This window comes from Kitasatospora cystarginea, from assembly GCF_039533515.1.
Lineage (GTDB): Bacteria > Actinomycetota > Actinomycetes > Streptomycetales > Streptomycetaceae > Kitasatospora > Kitasatospora cystarginea.
On the sequence record NZ_BAAATR010000036.1, the window covers coordinates 24,972 to 44,950 of the forward strand.

Consider the following 19,979-nt stretch of genomic DNA (forward strand, 5'->3'; position numbering starts at 1 on the left):
GTGCCGGAGGCTGGTGGTTCAGTCCCCGACACGTGGAGAGAGGGGCACCTACCGGTGTCGTACCGGCGGGTGCCCCTCGCCCTTGGTACGTCAGGCCTGCTCGGCCTCGGCGGCCGGCGCCTCGGCGGCGGGGGCCTCCTCGGCGGCCTTCTGGCCCTCGATCAGGTCCTTCTCCCAGGCGGCCAGCGGCTGGTCGGCGCCCGGCTCGGCCTTGGCGTCGCCCTTGGCGACACCGGCGCGAGCCTTCAGGCCCTCGGCCACGGCGTCGGCGATCACGCGGGTCAGCAGGGTGACGGAGCGGATGGCGTCGTCGTTGCCCGGGATCTTGTAGTCGACCTCGTCCGGGTCGCAGTTGGTGTCGAGGATGGCGACGACCGGGATGTTCAGCTTCCGGGCCTCGCCGACCGCGATGTGCTCCTTCTTGGTGTCCACGATCCAGACAGCGCTGGGAACGCGCTGCATGTCGCGGATACCGCCGAGGGTCTTCTCCAGCTTGTCGTACTCGCGCTGGAGGACCAGGAGCTCCTTCTTGGTGAGGCCGGAACCGGCCACATCCGTGAAGTCGATCTCGCTGAGCTCCTTGAGGCGCTGCAGACGCTTGTAGACGGTCGAGAAGTTGGTCAGCATGCCGCCGAGCCAGCGCTGGTTCACGTAGGGCATGCCAACGCGGGTGGCCTGCTCGGCGATGGCCTCCTGGGCCTGCTTCTTGGTGCCGACGAAGAGGACGCTGCCGCCGTGGGCAACGGTCTCCTTGACGAACTCGAAGGCGCGGTCGATGTAGTTCAGCGACTGCAGGAGGTCGATGATGTAGATGCCGTTGCGCTCCGTGAAGATGAAGCGCTTCATCTTCGGGTTCCAACGACGGGTCTGGTGACCGAAGTGGACGCCGCTCTCCAGCAGCTCCCGCATCGTGACGACGGCCATGGCCGTGCTCCTCAGTTGTTGCGCCTGGCTCGTCGGCCCTCGTCGCTGCCGTTGTCGGGCACCGCCGTCGGGAAGCGGCCAGGTCTGGCTCGGTTTGTCCGTGGCGGTCGGGGTGACCGTCACGCCTGACGCCCCGAACGTGCCGAGCCACCCGGCCCTGACGGCCTGAAGGCCGTGGCAGGCTCGGTGGACCGAGCGGCACTCGCACCGGATGTGTCGGGGGCGGTTTCGGCCCGTGCGGACCTTCACCTTCCGACGCAATTCGACCGGTGGCGGGGCGTGCGAAGTCGACCCGGGTGGACCGGGTCGCGTGTGAAGTGTACGGGAAGCGCCGCGCAGCGGGCGACTCCGGCCGATTTGCCGCGGTTGCCGGAGGGCTCGTGGGCGGTCTCGACGCCGACCTTCGAGCGCCGAGCGCCGTCCCGCCGCCCTGCGGACCGTCGGCTGCTCGGTACGTCGGTACGGGCTTGGTGCGGGTGTCCCTGTCTTTTCACCCGCCCGGGTGAGCGAGTTTCCACAGGCGGGGGTTGTCCACAGGAATCGGGGCGGGGGTGGCCAGGTCGGCGGGCCGGCAGCAGCCTCCTGCCATGGCGAACCTCCTTCTCCCTCCTGTGGTGCGCACTGCTGTGGTGCGGGCGCGGACGACGCACCACGCGCGCTCGCGTTCTGCCAGCAGGCTTCCGGGCTTCCGTCCGAGGCTTCCGGGCCTGCCGCGATTCGGCTGCCGAGGCGGCGCCGGGTGGGGCGCCGACACGGCCATGCCACCGCCCACGCCGGACCGGCGCCTGGAGGCGATGCTGCTCACGCTGTTGCTGGCCGCCCTGATGCTGGCCTGTCCGCCGCCCTCCGCCCATGCGGTGGCGGCGTCGGGTGCCGCGCCCGCACTCGGGGCCGGTTCTTGGTCCGCGCTGTCCGCACTCGGCCCCGGCCCCGGCCCTGGTGCCGGCCGTGCGTGGCCGGTCGGCGGACGGTCCGGCCTGTTGCGACGTTTCGACGCGCCACCGGAGCGGTGGGCGGCCGGTCACCGCGGGGTGGACCTCATGGCCCCGGAAGGCGCGACGGTACGAGCCGCCGCACCCGGGGTGGTGTCGTTCTCGGGCATGGTCGCCGGCCGCCCGGTGGTGACGGTGACCCACCCCTCCTCCGGCACACCCCCGCTGCGGACCACCTACCTGCCGGTCACCGGAAGCGTTCCGATCGGTGCCTCGGTGGCGGCAGGAGAGGCCATCGGGACGGTCTCCACGGGGACCGGACACTGCGCAACCGGCTGCCTGCACTGGGGACTGCTCCGCGGGAAGCGCTATCTCGACCCTCTGGCGTTGCTCGGAGGCGGCCAGGCGCGGCTCCTGCCGCTGGACGGCACCTGACGTCGGCCCGAATGACATCAGCCGCGTGACGTCAGCTCGGCCGGCCGGTTACGGACCGAGCCATGGGCCTGGCGGGCGGGCACGGCTCGCGAGAACCTCGACCGGGCCGGCCGCCCGGCGTGGCGGGCACGACTGGAGAGCCCCGGTCGGCCAGGCGTGACTCAGGCGGTCCGGGACGGGGACTCGGCCGTCTTCGCCGGCGCCACCCCGATGACCTTCTTCGCCGTCGCCACCTCGGTGACGAGTCCGTGCAGTGCAAAGGTGACGGCGGCGTCCGAGATGGCCACCGCGTCCTCGACCGGGGCACGTTCGGCCTGCCGGACCGCTGCCTCGACCACGCCCTGCAACAGCGCCGCCGCCAACCGGGGCTGCTCGTGTCCGAGTTCCCGGAGGGCCTGAACGACCAACATGACCAGCTCGGCGTGGGAGGCACGGATGCGCTCTCGGGCCGCCGCGTCCAGTTCGAGCATCGAGATGGCCGTGACCGCGCGGTGCCTCGGGTCACCGGCTAGCGCCAGCTGCCCGCGGACATAGGCCTCGACCCGGGCTTCCGGACCGTCGCAGGCAGTCATGCCCGCCTCGATCTCGGCTGCCCAGAGCGGAAAGTCCACGGCGCAGAGTTCCTCGACCACCGCGGCGCGCGATCCGAAATACTCGTACACCGAGGACCTGGCCAGACCGGTCTTCGACGCGAGGGCCGGGAAGGTGAGGGCGTCCATCCCACCGTCGGTGAGCAGAGACCGGGCAGCGTCGAGAAGGGCTGCGCGCTGCAGCTGACGATGCTCGGCCACTGTGGCTGCTCGGATTTTCGGCACGTTCCTACTGTACGGAGACCGATGACCGCCCGGTACAGCACCACACATCCGGCGGCCGCCGGACGTCCTGGGCGGGCGGGCCCGACAGCCCGCCGATCTCGGCAGTCTGTGCACACCCGCCGGCAAAGAGTCCGTCAGTCGATGTCCAGCCGACAGAGGCCCGCAAGCCGATGCCGGCCGATGGGAGGCCGTCAGCGGATTTCCGTCAGCGGATGTCCGTCAGCTTGGCCCGGAGCTGCAGCACGGACTTGGTGTGGATCTGGCTGACCCTGCTCTCCGTAACACCCAGCACCTGGCCGATCTCGGCGAGAGTGAGGCCCTCGTAGTAGTAGAGCGTCACCACCGTCTTCTCCCGTTCGGGGAGGGTGTTGACCGCCGTGGCCAGCAGGCGGCGCAACTCCCGGTCCTCGGCGATCTCGACGGGGTTGTCCGCGCCGGTGTCCTCGAGGGTGTCCATGAGGCTCAGCCGGTCGCCGCTCTCCCCCACCGGGTGCAGCAGCTCGTCCAGGGCGACGACGTTCGCGAGCGAGAGCTGGCTGAAGATGGCGTGCAAGTCCTCGATCGCGATGCCCATCTCCGCGGCCACCTCCGGCTCGTGCGGGGTGCGGCGCAGCCGGGCCTCCAGGGTGGCGTACGTCCGCTCCACCGCCTTGGCCTTCTGCCGGACCGAGCGCGGGATCCAGTCAAGTGCCCGGAGCTCGTCGATGATGGCGCCGCGGATCCGGCTGATGGCGTAGGTCTCGAACTTGATGGCCCGGTCGACGTCGAACTTCTCGATCGCGTCGATCAGGCCGAAGATCCCCGAGGAGACGAAGTCGGCCTGCTCCACATTGGTGGGGAGACCGACACTGACTCGGCCCGCCACGTACTTCACCAGCGGCGAGTAGTGAAGGATCAGCTGCTCGCGCAGCCTGGCATCCCCTGTCTCCTTGTACGAGCGCCAGAGCGACTCCAGGGCTGTTCGTTCGGCGCTCGCGTGGGCGCCGGCCGCGGAGGCCGGCACGGGTGTGGCAGCCGACCGCGTCGCGGATACAGCGGACGGCGGTACGGCGACGGGCGGCACGGCGGACACCTGTGTGGAGGCGGGCGCGGCACCTGGGGGTACCGCACTGCCGGGACCGCGCCGGGCGGCCGGCGGCCGGGCACCGACCGGGGGCGAGGTCTCCTCCTTGCCACCCGAGGACGGTGGCCGCCCGGCCTGCCGGGTCAGCCCCATCACCCCTGGCGCCTTCGGCTGGTGATCAGCGGTGGGGCGCGCCTCGGCCCCTGGCCCTCCCGAGGACCGGAGGCCACCGACTACCCGATGTCCGGGAATGTGTGTGGGCATGCGTTGGTCTGCGCCGTTCTGCCGAGTCATGTGCTGATAGGAGACACTGCGAGCGTAGCGTGACCGACTCGCTGCAGTGTGCTACCGCCACTCGGTCGTCCCTCGAACCGGTGGCGAGCCCGGCGCGTCGTTCTGCGCTCGCCACCGCTGCGGCGGGTTCACCACCTCCGGGACGATTCGGCCCGGTCGGACCGGGCAGCCGGCAGGTGATCCGGCAGGGCATGGATCTACGCTCCGCCTGGGCTGTCCCGTCGGCACACGGTCCGGTGTGACGCCTTGCGGACCGTCGGGGCCTCGCCCAGGGGCACGCTGCCTGCTGGGCGCCGTGGTGGTGCCCCGCCCGCCGGACCTCGTAGCGGCGCGTCCCCGGGGACGTCCGGTGTCTCAGTGCGTCGCAGGTCGGGTTCTCCTGACGAGCCTCCAATGCGCCCCGAACCGCTCCACGAAACCGAGCGAGCCCAACTCGTAGAGCCGCTGCAGCACTTCGTCCTGCGGCAGCCCCGCCGCGCGCGCCAGACACTCGACGGGCGCACCGTCGGCGGTGGCTGGCACCGCCTCCAACACTCTTGCCACAGCGGGCTCCAGGTGGTCCCTGGGCAGGACGGGCCCGGAACGCTTCGGTGCCAGGTCGTCCCCGATGGCTCCGATCAACTCGCCGACCTCGGCGGCGTCTGTGACCAGTGTGGCGCCGCCGCTGCGGATCAAGGCGTGTACTCCGGCAGAGAGCTCCGAGGTCACCGGGCCGGCCACGCCCATGGTGTGGCGGTTGAGGTCCCGGGCGCGGCGGGCCGTGCTCAAGGCCCCGCTGCGGAGGGCTGCTTCGACCACCACCGTCCCTCGGGTCAGTGCCGCTATCACCCGGTTCCGGAGCACGAACCGGAATCTGTTGGGGTGTTCGCCAGGCGCCAATTCGCTCAGCAGCAGGCCCTGTTCGGCGATCCGTGAGATGAGTTCGGAATTGCCTGGCGGATAGGCCTCGTCCACCCCGCAGGCGAGGACCCCGATGGTGATGCCGCCGACCGCGAGCGCGCCCCGGTGAGCTGCGGCATCGATTCCGTACGCCGCGCCCGAGACGACCACCCAGCCGCGTTCGGCCAGTTGGGCCGCCAGTTCTCCGGCGACGTGCGCTCCATAGGTGGTGCAGGCCCGGGCACCCACCACGGCGACCGAGCGCAGTGCGAGCAGGCGGAGCGAGCCGGTACCTCTGGTCCAGAGCCCGACAGGTCTGTTGTCCCCCAGGTCATCGAGCTGTGAGGGCCACTCGATGTCGCCCGGAATGATGAACCGCCCACCGAGGCTGTGCACCCGCTCCAGATCCGCCTCGGGGTCGAGCCCCGGGAGTCTGGCCCGGTATCCGTCGAGTCTGGTGGCGTCCAGATCGAGGTACCCGGGCACCGTGCGCGCACGGATGGCCTCGATGAGGGTGGGCGCGTTGACCTTGGTGAGCCATCGCCCGATCACCGCGTCGCCAGGCTCGATGAGGCGGGCTAGGGCCGCTCGGGCGAGCCGCTCCGATTCCCGTCCTTCGCGACTCGGCGGATTCGAGCCGAGGACGGGCTCGCCCGCCGACCGGTCGGCCGCACTAGCCGGACCGGGGTGGTTGGGCCCTGCCGAGGGGATCAGCGGCGGCTGGACCGACAGGGGGCGGTTCGGTGTCGTGCGTGCTGACGGGGATCGGGGCAAAGGAGCCGTTTCCGGCACTCCGGGCGGTCTGTCGGATAGTGCCCTACGGGCGGGCGTGGAGCGGGCGGGATTCGAGCGACCGGGCTTCGAGTCGCCGGGAGCGCTGGTGCGGTTCATCTGCACCTCCATGGGGACGGCAGATCGATCATGGGTATGGCAGATCGGCGGGTCTGCTCATCGGCCCCGACTGCTGGTCAGTTCTCGCCGCCCAGGTACAGGTCGGGATCCTGGTAGGCGAGCGGCTTGGGAGTCGTGGCCGGAAGACCGCGTTCGACGCCGGTTCGAAGAACCAGGGCGGTATGGACGTCGATCCTGGTGGGGCGGTCGCGGCCGACCAGATCGGCGACCGTCCAGGCGACCCGGAGGACCCGATCGAGCCCTCGGGCGGTCAGGATGCCGCGCTCCAGTTCCCGCTCGGCATCGATGAGGGCACCGGGCGCCAACTTCCACCGCGTGCGTAGGAAGTGCCCCGGCACCTCGGCGTTGGTACGCCACGGGGTGTCGCTGAGCCGGGCGGCTGCACGGGCACGCGCGTCCAGTACCCGGGCTGCCACCGTGGCGGTGCTCTCGGCCGTTCTGCCGCCGTCCAGCAGCTCCACCCTCGTCACGGGGGCGACCTGGACCTGGAGGTCCACCCGGTCCAGCAGCGGCCCGGAGAGCCTGGCCTGGTAGCGATGGACCATCGCCGGGGTGCATTCGCAGCCCTCGCCCCGCTGGGAGAAGCGGCCGCACGGGCAGGGATTTGCTGCCAGGCAGAGTTGGAATCTGGCCGGCAGTCGCAGTGATCCGGCGGCTCGTGCAATGGTCACCTCGCCGGATTCGAGCGGCTGTCGCAGAGCGTCGAGCACTCTGACGGGGAACTCCGGGGCTTCGTCCAGAAAGAGGACGCCCCGGTGCGCCAGTGAGACCGCGCCGGGCCGGGGCAGACCACTGCCTCCTCCGACGATGGCCGGCATGGTGGTGGAGTGGTGCGGCGCGTAGTAGGGCGGTGTGTCGATCAGCGGCCGGTCGGGCGGCAGCAGCCCGGCGACCGAGTGGATGGCCGTCACCTCCAGTGCCTCGGCCTGGCTGAGCGGCGGCAGCAGCGAGGGAAGTCGCTCAGCGAGCATCGTCTTCCCCGCGCCCGGCGGACCCTTGAGGTAGAGGTGGTGCCCGCCTGCGGCAGCGATCTCCAGGGCACGGCGGGCCTCGTACTGACCCGTGACATCGGTAAGGTCCAGCCTGGCGGCCCCCTCCCGCAGGTGGCCGTGGACCCCGGCTCCGGGGACCATCAGGCCAGCCAGCGACGGATCGCGCCGCCCGGACAGCTGATCCGGCTCCTCGTCCGGTACCGGTGCCTGGGTGAGTACGGCGATCAGTTGGCGCAGGCTGCGGACGCCGAGGACGGAGACCCCTGGGACAAGAGCGGCCTCGGCAGCGGTCGGCTCCGCGACGACGACGTGCTTGTACCCCGCGTCCGCTGCAGCGAGGACGGACGGAAGCACTCCCCGCACCGGACGGACCCGCCCGTCCAGGCCCAGCTCGCCGATGATCAGCAGATCGGCGATGGAGGCCGGCTCCAGCCGCTCGGCCGCTGCCAGGACCGCGCAGGCGACGGCGAGGTCGAAGCCGCTGCCGCTCTTCGGTACGGAGGCCGGGCTGAGTCCTACCGTCAACTTCCGCTGCGGCCAGCTCTCCCCACTGTTGACCACCGCCGCGCGAACACGATCCCGAGCCTCGGTGAGGGCTTTGTCGGGCAGACCGACCAGAGTGAAGGCCGCGAGGCCGGGTTCGAGGTCTGCCTGCACCTCGACCACCACGCCGTCCACCCCGACCAACGCCACCGAACACGTCCGGGCGAAGGCCACCTCACACCGCCCCGCGGTAGTGCTCGACCTGGGCGGCGCCCTTCAGCCGGTTGACCACCGCGATCAGGTCGATCCGGACCCCACCGGGTGGCAGAGGAGCCGGGCTGGCCAGCAGGGCCGCCTGCGCCTCGACCCCGGGCTCGACCGCCGGATCCTCCCCGGCTGCCGTCGCAATGCGGGCGAGGCCGTCGAAGTGGGCCGGCCAGCGTTCGCCGAGCCAACGCTCGGCCAAGTGCCGCAGACGCTCCGCCTTGGTCCGGTCGATGGCTTCACTCGGCTCCTGGAACCCGCGCTCGGAACGGGTCTTGACCTCGCAGACGGCGAGCGTGTCGCCGTCCAGGGCGACGATGTCCAGCTCGCCCTCTGCGCAACGCCAGTTGCGCTCCAGGATTCTCAGGCCGCCCGCGGTGAGCCACCGGGCGGCCACTTCTTCGCCGTAACGGCCGAGTCCGTTGTTGGAACTCTGCACGGCTATCACCTCCATGCCAGGGAGGTTGCCGATCCGGCCGCATTCAGGCCAGAGAGTCCTCAATTCCTGTGGATAACCCTGGGCTGTGGATAACCCAAGTAGCTCACAAGAGTGAATACCGGGCAGAACACTCGACATCGGGCCGGAGCCCGGACCAATGTCAGCTGCCAAACGCCGCATCGTCGGAGGGCAGCTCCAGGTCGCTCTTCGCCAGCTCCTCGATATTCACGTCCTTGAAGGTCAGCACTCTCACCTTGCGGACAAACCGGGCCGGTCGGTACATGTCCCAGACCCAGGCATCCGCCATCGACACCTCGAAGAACACTTCGCCCTGGACCGAGTGCACCTGCAGCTCGTAGTCGTTCGTCAGATAGAAACGTCGCTCGGTCTCGATCACGTACCTGAACAGGCCGACGACGTCCCGGTACTCCCGGTAGAGCTTGAGCTCCATCTCGGTCTCGTACTTTTCGAGATCCTCGGCACTCATTCAGGCGTCCCCTCAACTCGTCTGGTCCACCCCATTGTGGACCACCGAACCCGCCGGGAGAGCCTTACCGGCAGGACTGGCGGGCCGTCCTTCAGCAGGCGGTCGACCAAGTCCGCCAGCGCCGCCGGGTAGACCGTCTCCTCGGTCACCCGCAACTCCGGCACCGTCCACCAGCGCGCGGTCATCAGCTGTGCGTGTTCCTCAGCATCGCACGCGACGGGTCGCCAATCGGTACCCCGGCCTCCGGCTCCGACTCCTGTCTCGCTTCCCGGCCCGCAGTCCCGTCCATCCACCGGTCCACAGCCCTCCCCACTCTCGCGGCCACCGTCCCAGAGGCGGGCCAGGTGGAAGCACTGGTCCTGCTCGTAATGCCGTCCTTGGAAGGAGTAGACAACCGTGTCGTACGCCACCACCGGCCCCAGCTCGACATCCCTCAGCCCGGTCTCCTCCGCGAGCTCCCGCAGTGCCGCATCGCGCGGTTCCTCGCCCGGCTCCAACCCGCCGCCGGGTGTGATCCACCAGCTGACGCCCGGGACAGCCGGGTCCGTGCCGCGGAAGAGCAGGATCCGGCCCTCGCCGTCCAGGAGCAGGACCCGCGCCGCGCGCCGCCGCTCGACCATCCCCGTCACCTCCACACCCTACGGAAGCCGCCCCGCTCGCCCGGGGAGCACCCGAAGGCATCCCGCTCGCCTCGGAAGCACCAGGAGACGCCTCAGCCAGCCGATCGCGCGTTGCCCTGGGGCGTGCCCGGCAAATCGCTCCGGACTTCCCGGCCACCCGGCGTGGACCGGTCCACCGAAGCGCTCATCAACCGCTGCGGCGTCCGAGCCTGCGGGCGAGCGACACGATCCCACCGGCGGCCGAGGCGAGCACGACCACCCCCGCGCCACCGGCCATCGCGTACATCGCCGGGCCGACCGGCCCCGGCCTGGCGGCCAGCGGCGCGCCGAGTCCGTCGAACGCAACCGTACGCTTGGTCACGGCGAAGCGGGCATAGGGCCAGACCGTCGCCTCGACCCGAGCGGTCACGTCGGTTGCGGGGACGGTCCCGCTCGCGACATCGAGATGTGCTCGCGAGTCCAGCGAGTTCGCCCTGAAGTCCCCGAGCAGGAACAGCCGACCAACCGGGACGATCGTCTTGAAATCGGCTCCGGGCATCGCCGACGTCTCCACGTACGGTTCGTCGATCGGCTTGCCGTTCACCAGCAGGCGCAGCTTGGAGTCGCAGCACGCCACGGTGTCCCCACCGACCGCCACCACTCGCTTGACCATCGTCTGGTCGCCCCACTGCGGGTCCCGGAAGATCACGATGTCCCCCCGGCCGACGGCTCCGCCGTTCACCGTGCGGGCCAGCACCGTGTCCCCCGAGAGCACCGTAGGGGACATCGAATCGGTCGGGACCCGGTACGGACGGTAGTTGAGTGCGATCACCACGAATCCGCCGATCATCGCGGCGAAGCCGAGGCCGATCACCAGGCCGTGCAGTACCGAGACCAGGCTCCGCCGTTTCACCGCGCCCGTTCTGCCGGCCGCTGCCGACGCCGGAGTCGTGTGCTCCACGACACCGCTCATCGCCACCGCCCCTTCCAGGTCGAATCGCGCCCGACACGAGTGCGCCGCGGCGGGCTCGGAAAAGCCGACAGGCCGTGGCACGTGCGAGCAGATTACTCGCCGGTACCACGGCCCGCGCAAGACCCGACAGCAGACTCGGAACGTCTCAGCGGCGGGACCGCCGAAGCCACCAGACCACCGGCAGCGCGACCCCCGCCCCAGCCACCGGAGGCGTGAACGGCACTGCCGCGGAGGCCAGTCCCTTCTGGTCGAAGGTGCTCGGCACCGGCAGCGTCGCCCAGTCGCTGATCGGCCAGGCAACCACGAAGGCACGGCCGATCACGTTGCCCACCGGTACCGTCCCACCGCCTGGCTGGTCCTGGTGGAACCGGGAGTCCAGCGAGTTCCCCCGGTGATCGCCCATCACCCAGATCCGCCCCACCGGCACCTTCACCGGACCGAACGGCCTGTCACCGCAGGGCGTGTTGCCCGGGAAGATGTACGGCTCGTTCAGCGCGATCCCGTTGACCTTGACCGGCCCGGTGCCCTCGCACTCGACGGTGTCGCCACCAACTGCGATGACCCGCTTGATCAGGTCCTTCTCGTTGGCCGAGGGCATGAGGCCGATGAAGCTGAGCACGTCCTGCACACCCCGGACGAAGGAGTTGCCACTCTGCTGGACGGGCTCGTCGGCCAGCCAGCCGCCCGGGTCCTGGAAGACCACCACATCACCGCGCTCCGGCTCCGCACCGAACCACGGCGTGAGCTTGTCCACCAGAACCCGGTCGCCGATCCGCAGAGTGTTCTCCATCGACCCCGAAGGAATCGAGAACGCCTGGACGAAGAATGTCTTGATCACCAACGCCAGGATCAGCGCGATGCCGACCAGGATGGGCAGTTCCTTCCAGAAGGAACGCTGCTTCGGCGGCTCCGGAGTCTCCTCGGAGTCATCGTCCGATGCGCTCGGCGAACCGTCTCCGCCGTCGCCGCCACCCAGCCTGGCAGCCCCGTCGTCCGGTCCCCCGGTGCCCGACTCGCCCGCTTTGGAAGCCGATCCGCCCTCGCCGGGCTCCGGCGGCTGCGCGGACTCGGCGGACCGGACAGTACGACCACCGGCGCCTTCCGGCTCGGGAGCCCCCGAGCGGGCGCCGATCACCAGATCCCCCACAACATCTCCTCCCTGCTGTGCGGACGCCCGCGCGCCCGCGCTCACCAGTGCCGCACAGCGGGCACCACGCTCTGTGACCGACCGTCAACCCGCCTCAGGCCTGCCCAGCACGGGCGTTCCTGACACCGGCACAGCCTCCGGAGGCAACCGGAACGTGCACCGAGCGCTCCAGCACTTCTCTATCACTCCAGGACATCACGCCACCGCTCCCACACGGCAGATCCGGTGATCAACCGGCCGGCCACCCGGGCCGGACCACCGCCCGCCTCGGTCGCGCGAGGAACGGAGCTACGCCCAACACACCCATAACGAGCGGAGGTTCCGCTGGATCCGGGTTGGCCCCGGCCGATTCCGCGGTGCCCGAAGCACGGTCGAAGTCGTGCGGATTGAAGGTCCTCGTGGACGAAGGAAGCGCGGAAAATGAGGTAGGTACGTCAAGTTGGCGCATGCGTCCCATCGGCCACGCGATCACGAAGGCCCGACCGATCACATTGGCCACCGGGACGGTGCCGTCACCGGGCCTGTCCATGTGGAACCTGGAGTCGGCCGAGACATCCCGATGATCACCCATCACCCAGAGCCTTCCGGGCGGGACGGTGACTTTGAACGGCCGGCTCGACGGCGCGTTGCCGGGCGCGACGTAAGGCTCGTCCAGCGGCGTGCCGTTGACGCTGACCCGGCCCTTGGCGTCGCAGCACTCAACCGTGTCCCCGGCAACACCGATCACCCGCTTGATCAGATCCTGCTCGTCCTCGGACGGCAGCAGACCCACGTAGGAGAAGGCCTGTTTCACCCTGCGGAGCACCGGTCCGTCCGAGGAAGGCTTGTGCTCCGACTCCAACCAGCCGCCGGGATCCTTGAAGACAACCACTTCGCCGCGCTGCAGCTGCGCGCCGAACCAGGGAGTGGCCTTGTCCACCAACACCCGGTCACCGATCTGGATGGTCTGCTCCATCGAGCCGGAAGGGATGACGAAGACCTGTACCAGAAACGTCTTGAGCAGCAACGCGATCACCAATGCGACCACCAGGATCATGGGCAGTTCACGCAACAGGGACCGGCGTCTGCGGCGCTCTGCTCGACGTGCTGTCCGTCGGCGCTCGGCACGCCCTCGGACAACAGCAACCTGCTCTGCCCCGGGCCGAGGAGCTGACTCGGCCGTTGATCCAGGTATCGACTCCGTCGCTGCGAGAGCCGGCGAGCCGGTCGGCGAAACGACCGGCCGACCCCTACCTCTGACCCCCATGGCCACCAGTCCCCTCCACAGCGGTGAACCCGGCAGGGCGCCCCAGTGAAGACCAGCGTCCGATCGGGAAGACCACCCAGTCCGCGCGGCCGATCACCTTGGCCTCGGGAACGAAGCCGCCACCGGGCTCACCGAGGTGGTCCCGCGAGTCCCGGGAGTCACTCCGGTGGTCTCCCATCACCCACAACTTCCCCGCCGGCACCACCACATCAAAGGCCACCTTCGAGGGGGTGTCACCGGGATACAGATACTCCGACTCATTCAACGGCGCGCCGTTGACCTTGATCCTGCCGTCGGAACCGCAGCAGGTGATCCGGTCCCCGCCGATCCCGATCACTCGCTTCACATAGACCGAGTCACTACCGGAGGACAGTCCGAATCCAGCGAGAAAGCGCTGTGTGGCAGACGCTTCGGAGGCGTACGGGAGAAAGGAGCCGATGCCGTCGAAGACCACCACGTCCCCGCGCTGCACGTGCCTGCCGAAGTCGTATGCCAACTGATTCACCAGAAGGCGGTCTCCCGGTCGGAGCGTGCCCTCCATCGACTCGGACGGCACCCCGAAGGGGCGGACGACAAAGAAGTTCAGCAGCAGCAACGTCGCCAGGCAGAGCCCGGCCCCCAGGAGGAACGTCCGTGAGAACCACCGATCCCCACCCGCCGACCGTGCCCCGCTCTCGGAGTGCTCCGCATCGTCCGGCGGCATTTCTGCGTCGGCTACGGCGATGTCCGCGCTCGGTGTGGCAGGGCTCGGGCCGACCGTGGTCCCACCACTACCGGGCCTCGCTCCTTCGCCCGCACCTGGAACGGCTCCGCCTGCCCTGGGTGCGGCTTCATCCGCACCTGGCCTGGCTCCGTCCGCACTTGGCCCGGCTCCTTCAGCACCGGCCCCGGCTCCGCCGATGTCCGCCGTGGCTTCTCCCGAGAGCCGACCTTCGCCGGAAACGACCGCGGACCGCGGCAGCGAGTCCGCACCCGAAGGTGCAGGACTGCCGTCGCGGTCCGCGGGAGGTTCGTGCGTGCTCATCGGGGCTGAGCTTATCCCTAGGGTTCTCAGCCCGGTCCGGGCGTACCCGGCCCTCGGCAGAGCCGAGGGTGAGCGGATCAGCTCTCGCGCTTCTCCTTGACCTTGGCGGCCTTGCCGCGCAGGTCACGCAGGTAGTACAGCTTGGCACGGCGGACCGCACCGCGGGTCACGACCTCGATCTTCTCGACGACCGGGGTGTGAACCGGGAAGGTACGCTCCACGCCGACGTTGAAGCTGACCTTGCGGACGGTGAAGGTCTCGCCGACACCCGAGCCGTGGCGGCGGATAACGATGCCCTGGAAGACCTGGATACGGGAGCGGTTGCCCTCGATAACCCGGACGTGAACCTTCAGGGTGTCACCGGCGCGGAACGCCGGGATGTCGGTACGCAGCGAGGCCGCGTCGACAGCAGCGAGCTTGTTGCTCATGATGCTCTCCATCGCAGGCGCCACGGGCCGCCCACGGAAATTCGTCTCAATGGGGTGTGCTGCGGGCCGCCTCGGTCTTCGACGTTCCCCCCGTGGCGGGGGCGTCGGACCACCGGCCCCTACGAGAGGAGCCCGACGACAGACAACAGTCGCTCATTCTTCCATAGCATCGGCCGCAGACCGAAATCGGCCGAGCTGCTCGTCCCAGACCAGGCCGAGAACACCGAGGGCTTCCCGCTCCTTCTTGTCGAACGCGTCGTACTTCCAACGATCGACGAGGTCGGGCCGGTTGGCCAGAGTACGGGCGAACGCCTGCTCACGGCGCCAGCGTGCGATCTTGCCGTGGTGTCCGCTGAGCAGCACCTCCGGTACGGCCCGTCCACGCCACTCGGCGGGTTTGGTGTAGACCGGACCCTCCAGCAGGTCGGCCATGGCGCCGGGGGCGAACGAGTCGTCCCGGTGCGACTCCGCGTTACCGAGGACGCCGGGCAGCAGTCGGGCGATCGCCTCGACCATGACCAGTACGGCGACCTCGCCGCCGGCCAGCACATAGTCGCCGATCGACGCCTCGACCACGGGCATCCGGGTCGCGGCCTCCTCGATCACCCGACGGTCGATGCCCTCGTAGCGAGCAGGCGCGAAGGCCAACCAGGGCTGCGCTGCCAGTTCCTGGGCCAGCTCCTGGGTGAACGGACGGCCGCTCGGGGTGGGGATCACCAGGGTCGGAACCGCGCCCTCGGGCCCCTGCGAGACCACCGCGTCCAGCGCGGCCCCCCACGGTTCGGCCTTCATCACCATGCCGGGTCCACCACCGTACGGGGTGTCGTCCACGGTGCGGTGGACGTCCGTGGTCCAGCTGCGCAGGTCGTGCAGGTGGACGTCCAGCTGGCCGCGGGCGCGCGCCTTGCCGACCAAGGAGACGTTCAGCGGCTCCAGGTACTCGGGGAAGATCGTGACGACGTCGATCCGCATTTCACTCATGCGTCGGCCTTGCCCTCACTGGCGTCACCTGCGGCGTCGCCCTCGCTGTCGGGACCGGCACCGTCCCCGGCAGATCCCGCGCCGGCATCGCCCTCGGCAGACACTGCGGCGGTACCGCCCTCGACAGGCTCCGTACCGGCGTCGCCCTCCGTCGAGCCGACGGCCACCACCGCCTGCTCGGGGTCGATCAGGCCGGGCGGCGGGTCGATCACGGCGCGCTGGTTCTCCAGGTCGATGGTCGGAACGATCTTCTCCACGAACGGCACCAGCACCTCCGTCCCGTCGACCTTCTTCACGGTCAGGAGGTCCTGGTAGGGCAGGTGGATGATCTCGGTCAGCTCGCCGACCGGGGTGCCGTCCAGCAGGACCACGTCCAGGCCGATCAGCTGGTGGTCGTAGTACTCGTCCTCTTCCTCCGGCAGCTCATCCGGGTCGACCTCCGCGATCAGCAGGGTTCCGCGCAGCGCCTCGGCGCCGTTGCGGTCCTTCACCCCGGCGAAGCGCAGCAGCAGCCGGCCGCTGTGCACCTTGCCGGACTCGACGGTCAACGGCCCCGCCGACGCCGGGTCGGTCAGCAGAACCGCACCGGGGCCGAGTCGGAGCTCCGGCTCGTCGGTGCGGACCTCGACGCTGACGTCCCCCTTGATGCCGTGGGCGCGGCCGATCTTGCCGACGACGAGCTGCACGGTGATCGCTCTCCTGAAGTTGCTGGGCTTGCGCTGCGAAGGATCGAAGGAACGGAAAAACGAAGGAACGAGAACGGAAGGAAAAGCATGGAAGGAACGAAGAAGGCCGGTCGGGACGACGAGCGTCCCGACCGGCCCCAAGCCTGACGGCTGTGCGTCAGCGAATGCTGTCCACGTCGACCAGGTCGACTCGGACGTTGCGACCGCCGAGAGCGCCGACCACGGTGCGCAGAGCGCGCGCGGTCCGGCCGCCCCGGCCGATCACCTTGCCGAGGTCATCGGGGTGCACTCGCACCTCGATGGTGTTACCCCGCCGCAGGTTGCGAGAACGAACCTGCACCTCGTCGGGGTGCTCGACGATGCCCTTCACCAGGTGGTCGAGGGCTTCCTCGATCACGATCAGGCCTCGGTGGAAGCGGCCTCGGCGTCAGCCTCGGCCTTGTCCGACTTCTTGGCCTTCGGGGTGATGGCAACACCGGTGGTGCTGTCCTCGAAGCCGGCAACGGCCTTGGCGAACAGGTGCGAGTAGTCCTCGACCTTCGGCTCGGCGACCTTCAGCGGCGCCGGAGCCGGCAGGCCCTTGAACTTCTGCCAGTCGCCGGTCAGCTTCAGGATGGCGAGCACCGGCTCGGTCGGCTGGGCGCCGACGGACAGCCAGTACTGGGCACGGTCGCTGTCGACCTCGATCTTCGAGGGGTTGTAGGTCGGCTGGTAGATGCCGATCTCCTCGATCGCGCGACCGTCACGCTTGGTGCGCGAGTCGGCAACGACGATGCGGTAGTGCGGGGAGCGAATCTTGCCGAGACGCTTCAGCTTGATCTTGACTGCCACGGGAGTGGATTCTCCTGGTGTTGACGTGGGTGAGCGGCCACTGCCATCGCGTGGGGTTGCGCGGCCAGCCGTTCAAGGGACACGCCAGCCGTAGGAGAGAGGGGTCCTGCCCGGCTGCCGAGTACTCAGCTGTCCATTCTGCCACACCGCGGTCGCCGCCCCGAATCGGGCCCTCCCCCGGACGGCGCACCGGCGGGAACGACGACCGCGCGGAGAACACCGGAGATCCCAGCGAGCCGACAGTCAGTCGCACTCCTCGAACCGACAGGCACCTCGAACAACCGACACCGCCGAGGTTCCGGACACGTCGCCCCGCCGAAGACGGAATCCCGCCCGACACGCCGCCCCATCACCCGACACGCCGCCCCATCAAAAGACGCCACCCGCCGAAGACGCGCCCAGGCGCCGCCAGCACGCACGCCGGCCAAGCACGCACACCGGCCCGGCGGCGCCGGCGACCCGACCGAACCCGCAACGCTTCCCTCAGGCCCCGCCAGGCCCGATCAAACCCCGCCGGCCCCTGACGCCCCCGACGGGAAGAGCCCTCGCCGACACCCCGACGGCAAGAGCCCCCACCCGTACGACGCCCGAGGACTCAGGCGATCCGGAACGGCTGCTGGCACGCCCCGCAGACGATCGACGCCTGGGCGAGCACCGAGGGCACTACCCGGACGTTCCGGCCGCAGCCGCAGACCGCCTTGACCCGGACGCCGCCTCCCGAGGAGCCGTGCCGCGCGGCCGGGCCCCGGAACGTACGCTGCCCGCCCTCGCCGGCCACGGCCAGCTGATGCGCACCGAGAGCACGATCGAGCCGCTCGATGGTCTGGGCGTAGCGCTCCTGGGTCTCCTTGAGCATGGTCACCTGGGAGAAGCCGCTGCTGGCGTGCGGCTCGACCGGGTGGGCCAGCCCGAGCTCGCTGGCGAGCATCAGAAAGCGGCGGTTGTGGTAGCGCCCGGCCCGCGAGGTGTCGCGGATGTCCCGCGCGGCAGCCAGGCCGTGGGCGGCCTCGTGCAGCAGCCGCTCGAAGCCGAGCTGGGTGCCGCAGGCCGAGGAGGACTCGCCGATCAGCGCCTCAGGCGAGGCGAGATCGGGGAGGTCCTGGTGGTATGCCTGGATGTCGCTCCAGGCGGCGGCCAGTTCGGCCGCGAGAACGAGAGGCTGTGTCGTGCTCACGCTATGCCAACGATGGAGTGAGAGCCGATGTTCCGCGAGTTCCCCTTCGCCGGGAATTCCCAGGAAACTCTCAGGAATGCGCATCGCTGCGCGAATTTCGCTGCTTGGATCTGACGCAAGACCAACCCCCTGCAACTGTGGGCCCAACAAGCCTCGCCGGGCTCTTGGATTTGCCTTGGGGCCGGGCCCCGCACGTGTACACGGGCACACCGGCGCCTTCCCAAGGCGGACGGCCCGTGGCAATGTCGGAAATTGACAAGGCCACGGGCCGTATACCGTACCGCTAGTTCCATAGGACCGGCAGTTGACTGGTCAGTAGTCTCAACCGGCAGTCTGCGGGCGGCAGAACAAGCGCCTTCTCCGCACCCGGAGCCAGGACCTGGAACCCGGAACCCGGAACCCGGACCGGAGCCGGAACCGGTTATCGGAACGTCAGTAGGCGCGCGCGACGATCGCGACGTTGCCGTCCTGCTCGTCCGTCAGCGGAACCGAGCCGTCGGCCGCGACGATGCAGCGCACCGAGACGCCCTGCTCGGCCAGCTTGGCCTCACCCTCCGGACCCAGCTCGGCCCAGGACATCCTGCCCCAGCCGGTCGCGGCCGCCTCTACGGCCTCGTCGATGGTTTCGACGTCGACCGTGCGGGCCTCGCGGCGCTCGCGGGACTGACGGAGCAGCAGGGCCTGGTCCTCCTCCAGGATGCCCGGCAGCAGCGCGGCCAGCGCGTCGATGGAGACCGACTCCTTGCCGCCGGGGATGCGGCGGGCGAGCATCGCGGTGCCGTTCTCCAGGTCGCGCGGGCCGACCTCGATGCGTACCGGGACGCCCTTGAGCTCCCAGTCGACGGCGCGGCGGCCGAACGGGGTGTCGGTGCGGTCGTCGACCACCACGCGGACGCCGACGGCCTCCAGCTGGGCACCGATCTCGCGGACCTTGGCGAGCACCGCGTCATCGCCCTTGATGGCGAGGACCACGGCCTGGACGGCGGCCAGCCGCGGCGGAACCCGCAGGCCGTTGTCGTCGCCGTGGGACATGATCAGACCGCCGACCATACGGGTCGAGACGCCCCAGGAGGTCTGCCAGACGTACTCGCGCTCGGCGCCCTGGAGCTGGTAGGTGGTGTTGAACGCCTTGGCGAAGTTCTGGCCCAGCTCGTGGCTGGTGCCCATCTGCAGGGCCTTGCCGTCGCCCATCATGCCCTCGAGGGTGAGGGTGTTGATGGCACCGGCGAAGCGCTCCTTTGCGGTCTTCCGGCCGAGCACCACGTCGATGCCCAGCACGTTGGTCATGAAGTCGCCGTAGACGTCGGTGTGGATCATCGAGGCGTACGCGTGCGCGTCCTCGTAGGTGGCGTGGGCGGTGTGGCCCTCCTGCCAGAGGAACTCGGTGGTGCGCAGGAAGACGCGCGGGCGCAGCTCCCAACGGACCACGTTGGCCCACTGGTTGATCAGCAGCGGCAGGTCGCGGTGGCTCTGCACCCACTTGGAGAAGTACTCGTTGATGATGGTCTCGGAGGTGGGCCGGACCACGACCGGCTCCTCAAGCTCCTTGCCGCCGCCGTGGGTGACCACGGCCAGCTCGGGGGCGAAGCCCTCGACGTGCTCGGCTTCCTTGGTCAGGTAGTGCTGCGGGATGAACATCGGGAAGTACGCGTTCTGGGCGCCGGCCTTCTTGATCCGGGCGTCCATCTCCTGCTGCATCCGCTCCCACAGGCCGTAGCCGTACGGTCGGATGACCATGGTGCCGCGCACCGGACCGTTGTCGGCCAGCTCGGCCTTGTTGATGAGGTCCTGGTACCAGCGCGGGAAGTCGTCCGCCTGGGGGGTGAGAACGGGTGCCTTTGCCATGGGGCAGATGGTACGGGGATCGGGCGCCTGACCGTGAATCGGTTTCGATCCCACGGGGCAGGGGGCGCACGACCGCGGCGCGCGGATACCCCGTTGCACCCCTCTGGACGCCGGGGCTCGGCCGCT

20 protein-coding genes are annotated in these 19,979 nt (G+C 69.7%); 1 reads left to right on the plus strand and 19 read right to left on the minus strand.

Going from position 1 to position 19,979, the window contains the following annotated elements; genetic code table 11:
• Nucleotides 1-90 precede the first annotated feature (90 nt).
• Complete coding sequence (rpsB, locus tag ABD369_RS30470; protein ID WP_344639808.1) at nucleotides 91-924, minus strand: 30S ribosomal protein S2; 834 nt, start codon at nucleotides 922-924, stop codon at nucleotides 91-93.
• A 758-nt stretch (nucleotides 925-1,682) separates the two neighbouring features.
• Here rpsB and ABD369_RS30475 point away from each other — a divergent pair.
• Nucleotides 1,683-2,291, plus strand: a complete 609-nt coding sequence (locus ABD369_RS30475; protein ID WP_344639809.1) for a M23 family metallopeptidase — start codon at nucleotides 1,683-1,685, stop codon at nucleotides 2,289-2,291.
• A 161-nt stretch (nucleotides 2,292-2,452) separates the two neighbouring features.
• Here ABD369_RS30475 and ABD369_RS30480 read toward each other — a convergent pair whose 3' ends face one another.
• The 18 genes from ABD369_RS30480 to proS form a co-directional block, all read right to left on the minus strand.
• On the minus strand, nucleotides 2,453-3,082 hold the full coding sequence (locus ABD369_RS30480; RefSeq protein WP_344639810.1) for a TetR/AcrR family transcriptional regulator: 630 nt from the start codon (nucleotides 3,080-3,082) through the stop codon (nucleotides 2,453-2,455).
• Between the two features lie 229 nt (nucleotides 3,083-3,311).
• Complete coding sequence (gene whiG, locus ABD369_RS30485; RefSeq protein ID WP_344639811.1) at nucleotides 3,312-4,322, minus strand: RNA polymerase sigma factor WhiG; 1,011 nt, start codon at nucleotides 4,320-4,322, stop codon at nucleotides 3,312-3,314.
• 495 nt (nucleotides 4,323-4,817) lie between these two features.
• Nucleotides 4,818-6,074 (minus strand): DNA-processing protein DprA, encoded by a 1,257-nt coding sequence (dprA, locus tag ABD369_RS30490; RefSeq protein WP_344639868.1) that lies wholly within the window; start codon nucleotides 6,072-6,074, stop codon nucleotides 4,818-4,820.
• Between the two features lie 236 nt (nucleotides 6,075-6,310).
• Nucleotides 6,311-7,963, minus strand: a complete 1,653-nt coding sequence (locus ABD369_RS30495) for a YifB family Mg chelatase-like AAA ATPase (protein WP_344639812.1) — start codon at nucleotides 7,961-7,963, stop codon at nucleotides 6,311-6,313.
• 1 nt (nucleotide 7,964) lies between these two features.
• A complete protein-coding gene (locus ABD369_RS30500; protein ID WP_344639813.1) occupies nucleotides 7,965-8,447 on the minus strand; it encodes a YraN family protein in 483 nt (160 codons plus the stop codon).
• 145 nt (nucleotides 8,448-8,592) lie between these two features.
• Nucleotides 8,593-8,919 carry a DUF2469 domain-containing protein gene (locus tag ABD369_RS30505; RefSeq protein WP_344639814.1) on the minus strand — a complete coding sequence of 109 codons (327 nt, stop codon included), beginning with the start codon at nucleotides 8,917-8,919 and terminating at the stop codon, nucleotides 8,593-8,595.
• Nucleotides 8,916-9,539: an NUDIX hydrolase gene (locus ABD369_RS30510; RefSeq protein ID WP_344639869.1), complete on the minus strand. Its 624-nt coding sequence runs from the start codon at nucleotides 9,537-9,539 to the stop codon at nucleotides 8,916-8,918. Before ABD369_RS30510 ends, ABD369_RS30505 begins: the two co-directional genes overlap by 4 nt.
• A gap of 187 nt (nucleotides 9,540-9,726) precedes the next feature.
• Nucleotides 9,727-10,431, minus strand: a complete 705-nt coding sequence (gene lepB / locus ABD369_RS30515) for a signal peptidase I (RefSeq protein WP_344639815.1) — start codon at nucleotides 10,429-10,431, stop codon at nucleotides 9,727-9,729.
• Nucleotides 10,432-10,636: 205 nt separating this feature from the next.
• A complete protein-coding gene (gene lepB / locus ABD369_RS30520; RefSeq protein WP_344639816.1) occupies nucleotides 10,637-11,638 on the minus strand; it encodes a signal peptidase I in 1,002 nt (333 codons plus the stop codon).
• Nucleotides 11,639-11,867: 229 nt separating this feature from the next.
• Nucleotides 11,868-12,674 (minus strand): signal peptidase I, encoded by an 807-nt coding sequence (gene lepB / locus ABD369_RS30525; protein WP_344639817.1) that lies wholly within the window; start codon nucleotides 12,672-12,674, stop codon nucleotides 11,868-11,870.
• Nucleotides 12,675-12,867: 193 nt separating this feature from the next.
• Complete coding sequence (lepB, locus tag ABD369_RS30530; protein WP_344639818.1) at nucleotides 12,868-13,587, minus strand: signal peptidase I; 720 nt, start codon at nucleotides 13,585-13,587, stop codon at nucleotides 12,868-12,870.
• 398 nt (nucleotides 13,588-13,985) lie between these two features.
• Nucleotides 13,986-14,336, minus strand: a complete 351-nt coding sequence (gene rplS, locus ABD369_RS30535; protein WP_344639819.1) for a 50S ribosomal protein L19 — start codon at nucleotides 14,334-14,336, stop codon at nucleotides 13,986-13,988.
• A 153-nt stretch (nucleotides 14,337-14,489) separates the two neighbouring features.
• Entirely contained in the window at nucleotides 14,490-15,308 is an 819-nt protein-coding gene (gene trmD / locus ABD369_RS30540; RefSeq protein ID WP_344639870.1) for a tRNA (guanosine(37)-N1)-methyltransferase TrmD, read from the minus strand.
• 5 nt (nucleotides 15,309-15,313) lie between these two features.
• Complete coding sequence (rimM, locus tag ABD369_RS30545) at nucleotides 15,314-16,003, minus strand: ribosome maturation factor RimM (RefSeq protein ID WP_344639820.1); 690 nt, start codon at nucleotides 16,001-16,003, stop codon at nucleotides 15,314-15,316.
• Between the two features lie 157 nt (nucleotides 16,004-16,160).
• A complete protein-coding gene (locus ABD369_RS30550; protein ID WP_030275689.1) occupies nucleotides 16,161-16,400 on the minus strand; it encodes an RNA-binding protein in 240 nt (79 codons plus the stop codon).
• A 2-nt stretch (nucleotides 16,401-16,402) separates the two neighbouring features.
• Nucleotides 16,403-16,834 carry a 30S ribosomal protein S16 gene (gene rpsP / locus ABD369_RS30555; protein ID WP_344639821.1) on the minus strand — a complete coding sequence of 144 codons (432 nt, stop codon included), beginning with the start codon at nucleotides 16,832-16,834 and terminating at the stop codon, nucleotides 16,403-16,405.
• A gap of 595 nt (nucleotides 16,835-17,429) precedes the next feature.
• Nucleotides 17,430-18,008 carry a hypothetical protein gene (locus ABD369_RS30560; protein WP_344639822.1) on the minus strand — a complete coding sequence of 193 codons (579 nt, stop codon included), beginning with the start codon at nucleotides 18,006-18,008 and terminating at the stop codon, nucleotides 17,430-17,432.
• A gap of 432 nt (nucleotides 18,009-18,440) precedes the next feature.
• On the minus strand, nucleotides 18,441-19,853 hold the full coding sequence (gene proS, locus ABD369_RS30565; RefSeq protein ID WP_344639823.1) for a proline--tRNA ligase: 1,413 nt from the start codon (nucleotides 19,851-19,853) through the stop codon (nucleotides 18,441-18,443).
• Between the last annotated feature and the right edge of the window lie 126 nt (nucleotides 19,854-19,979).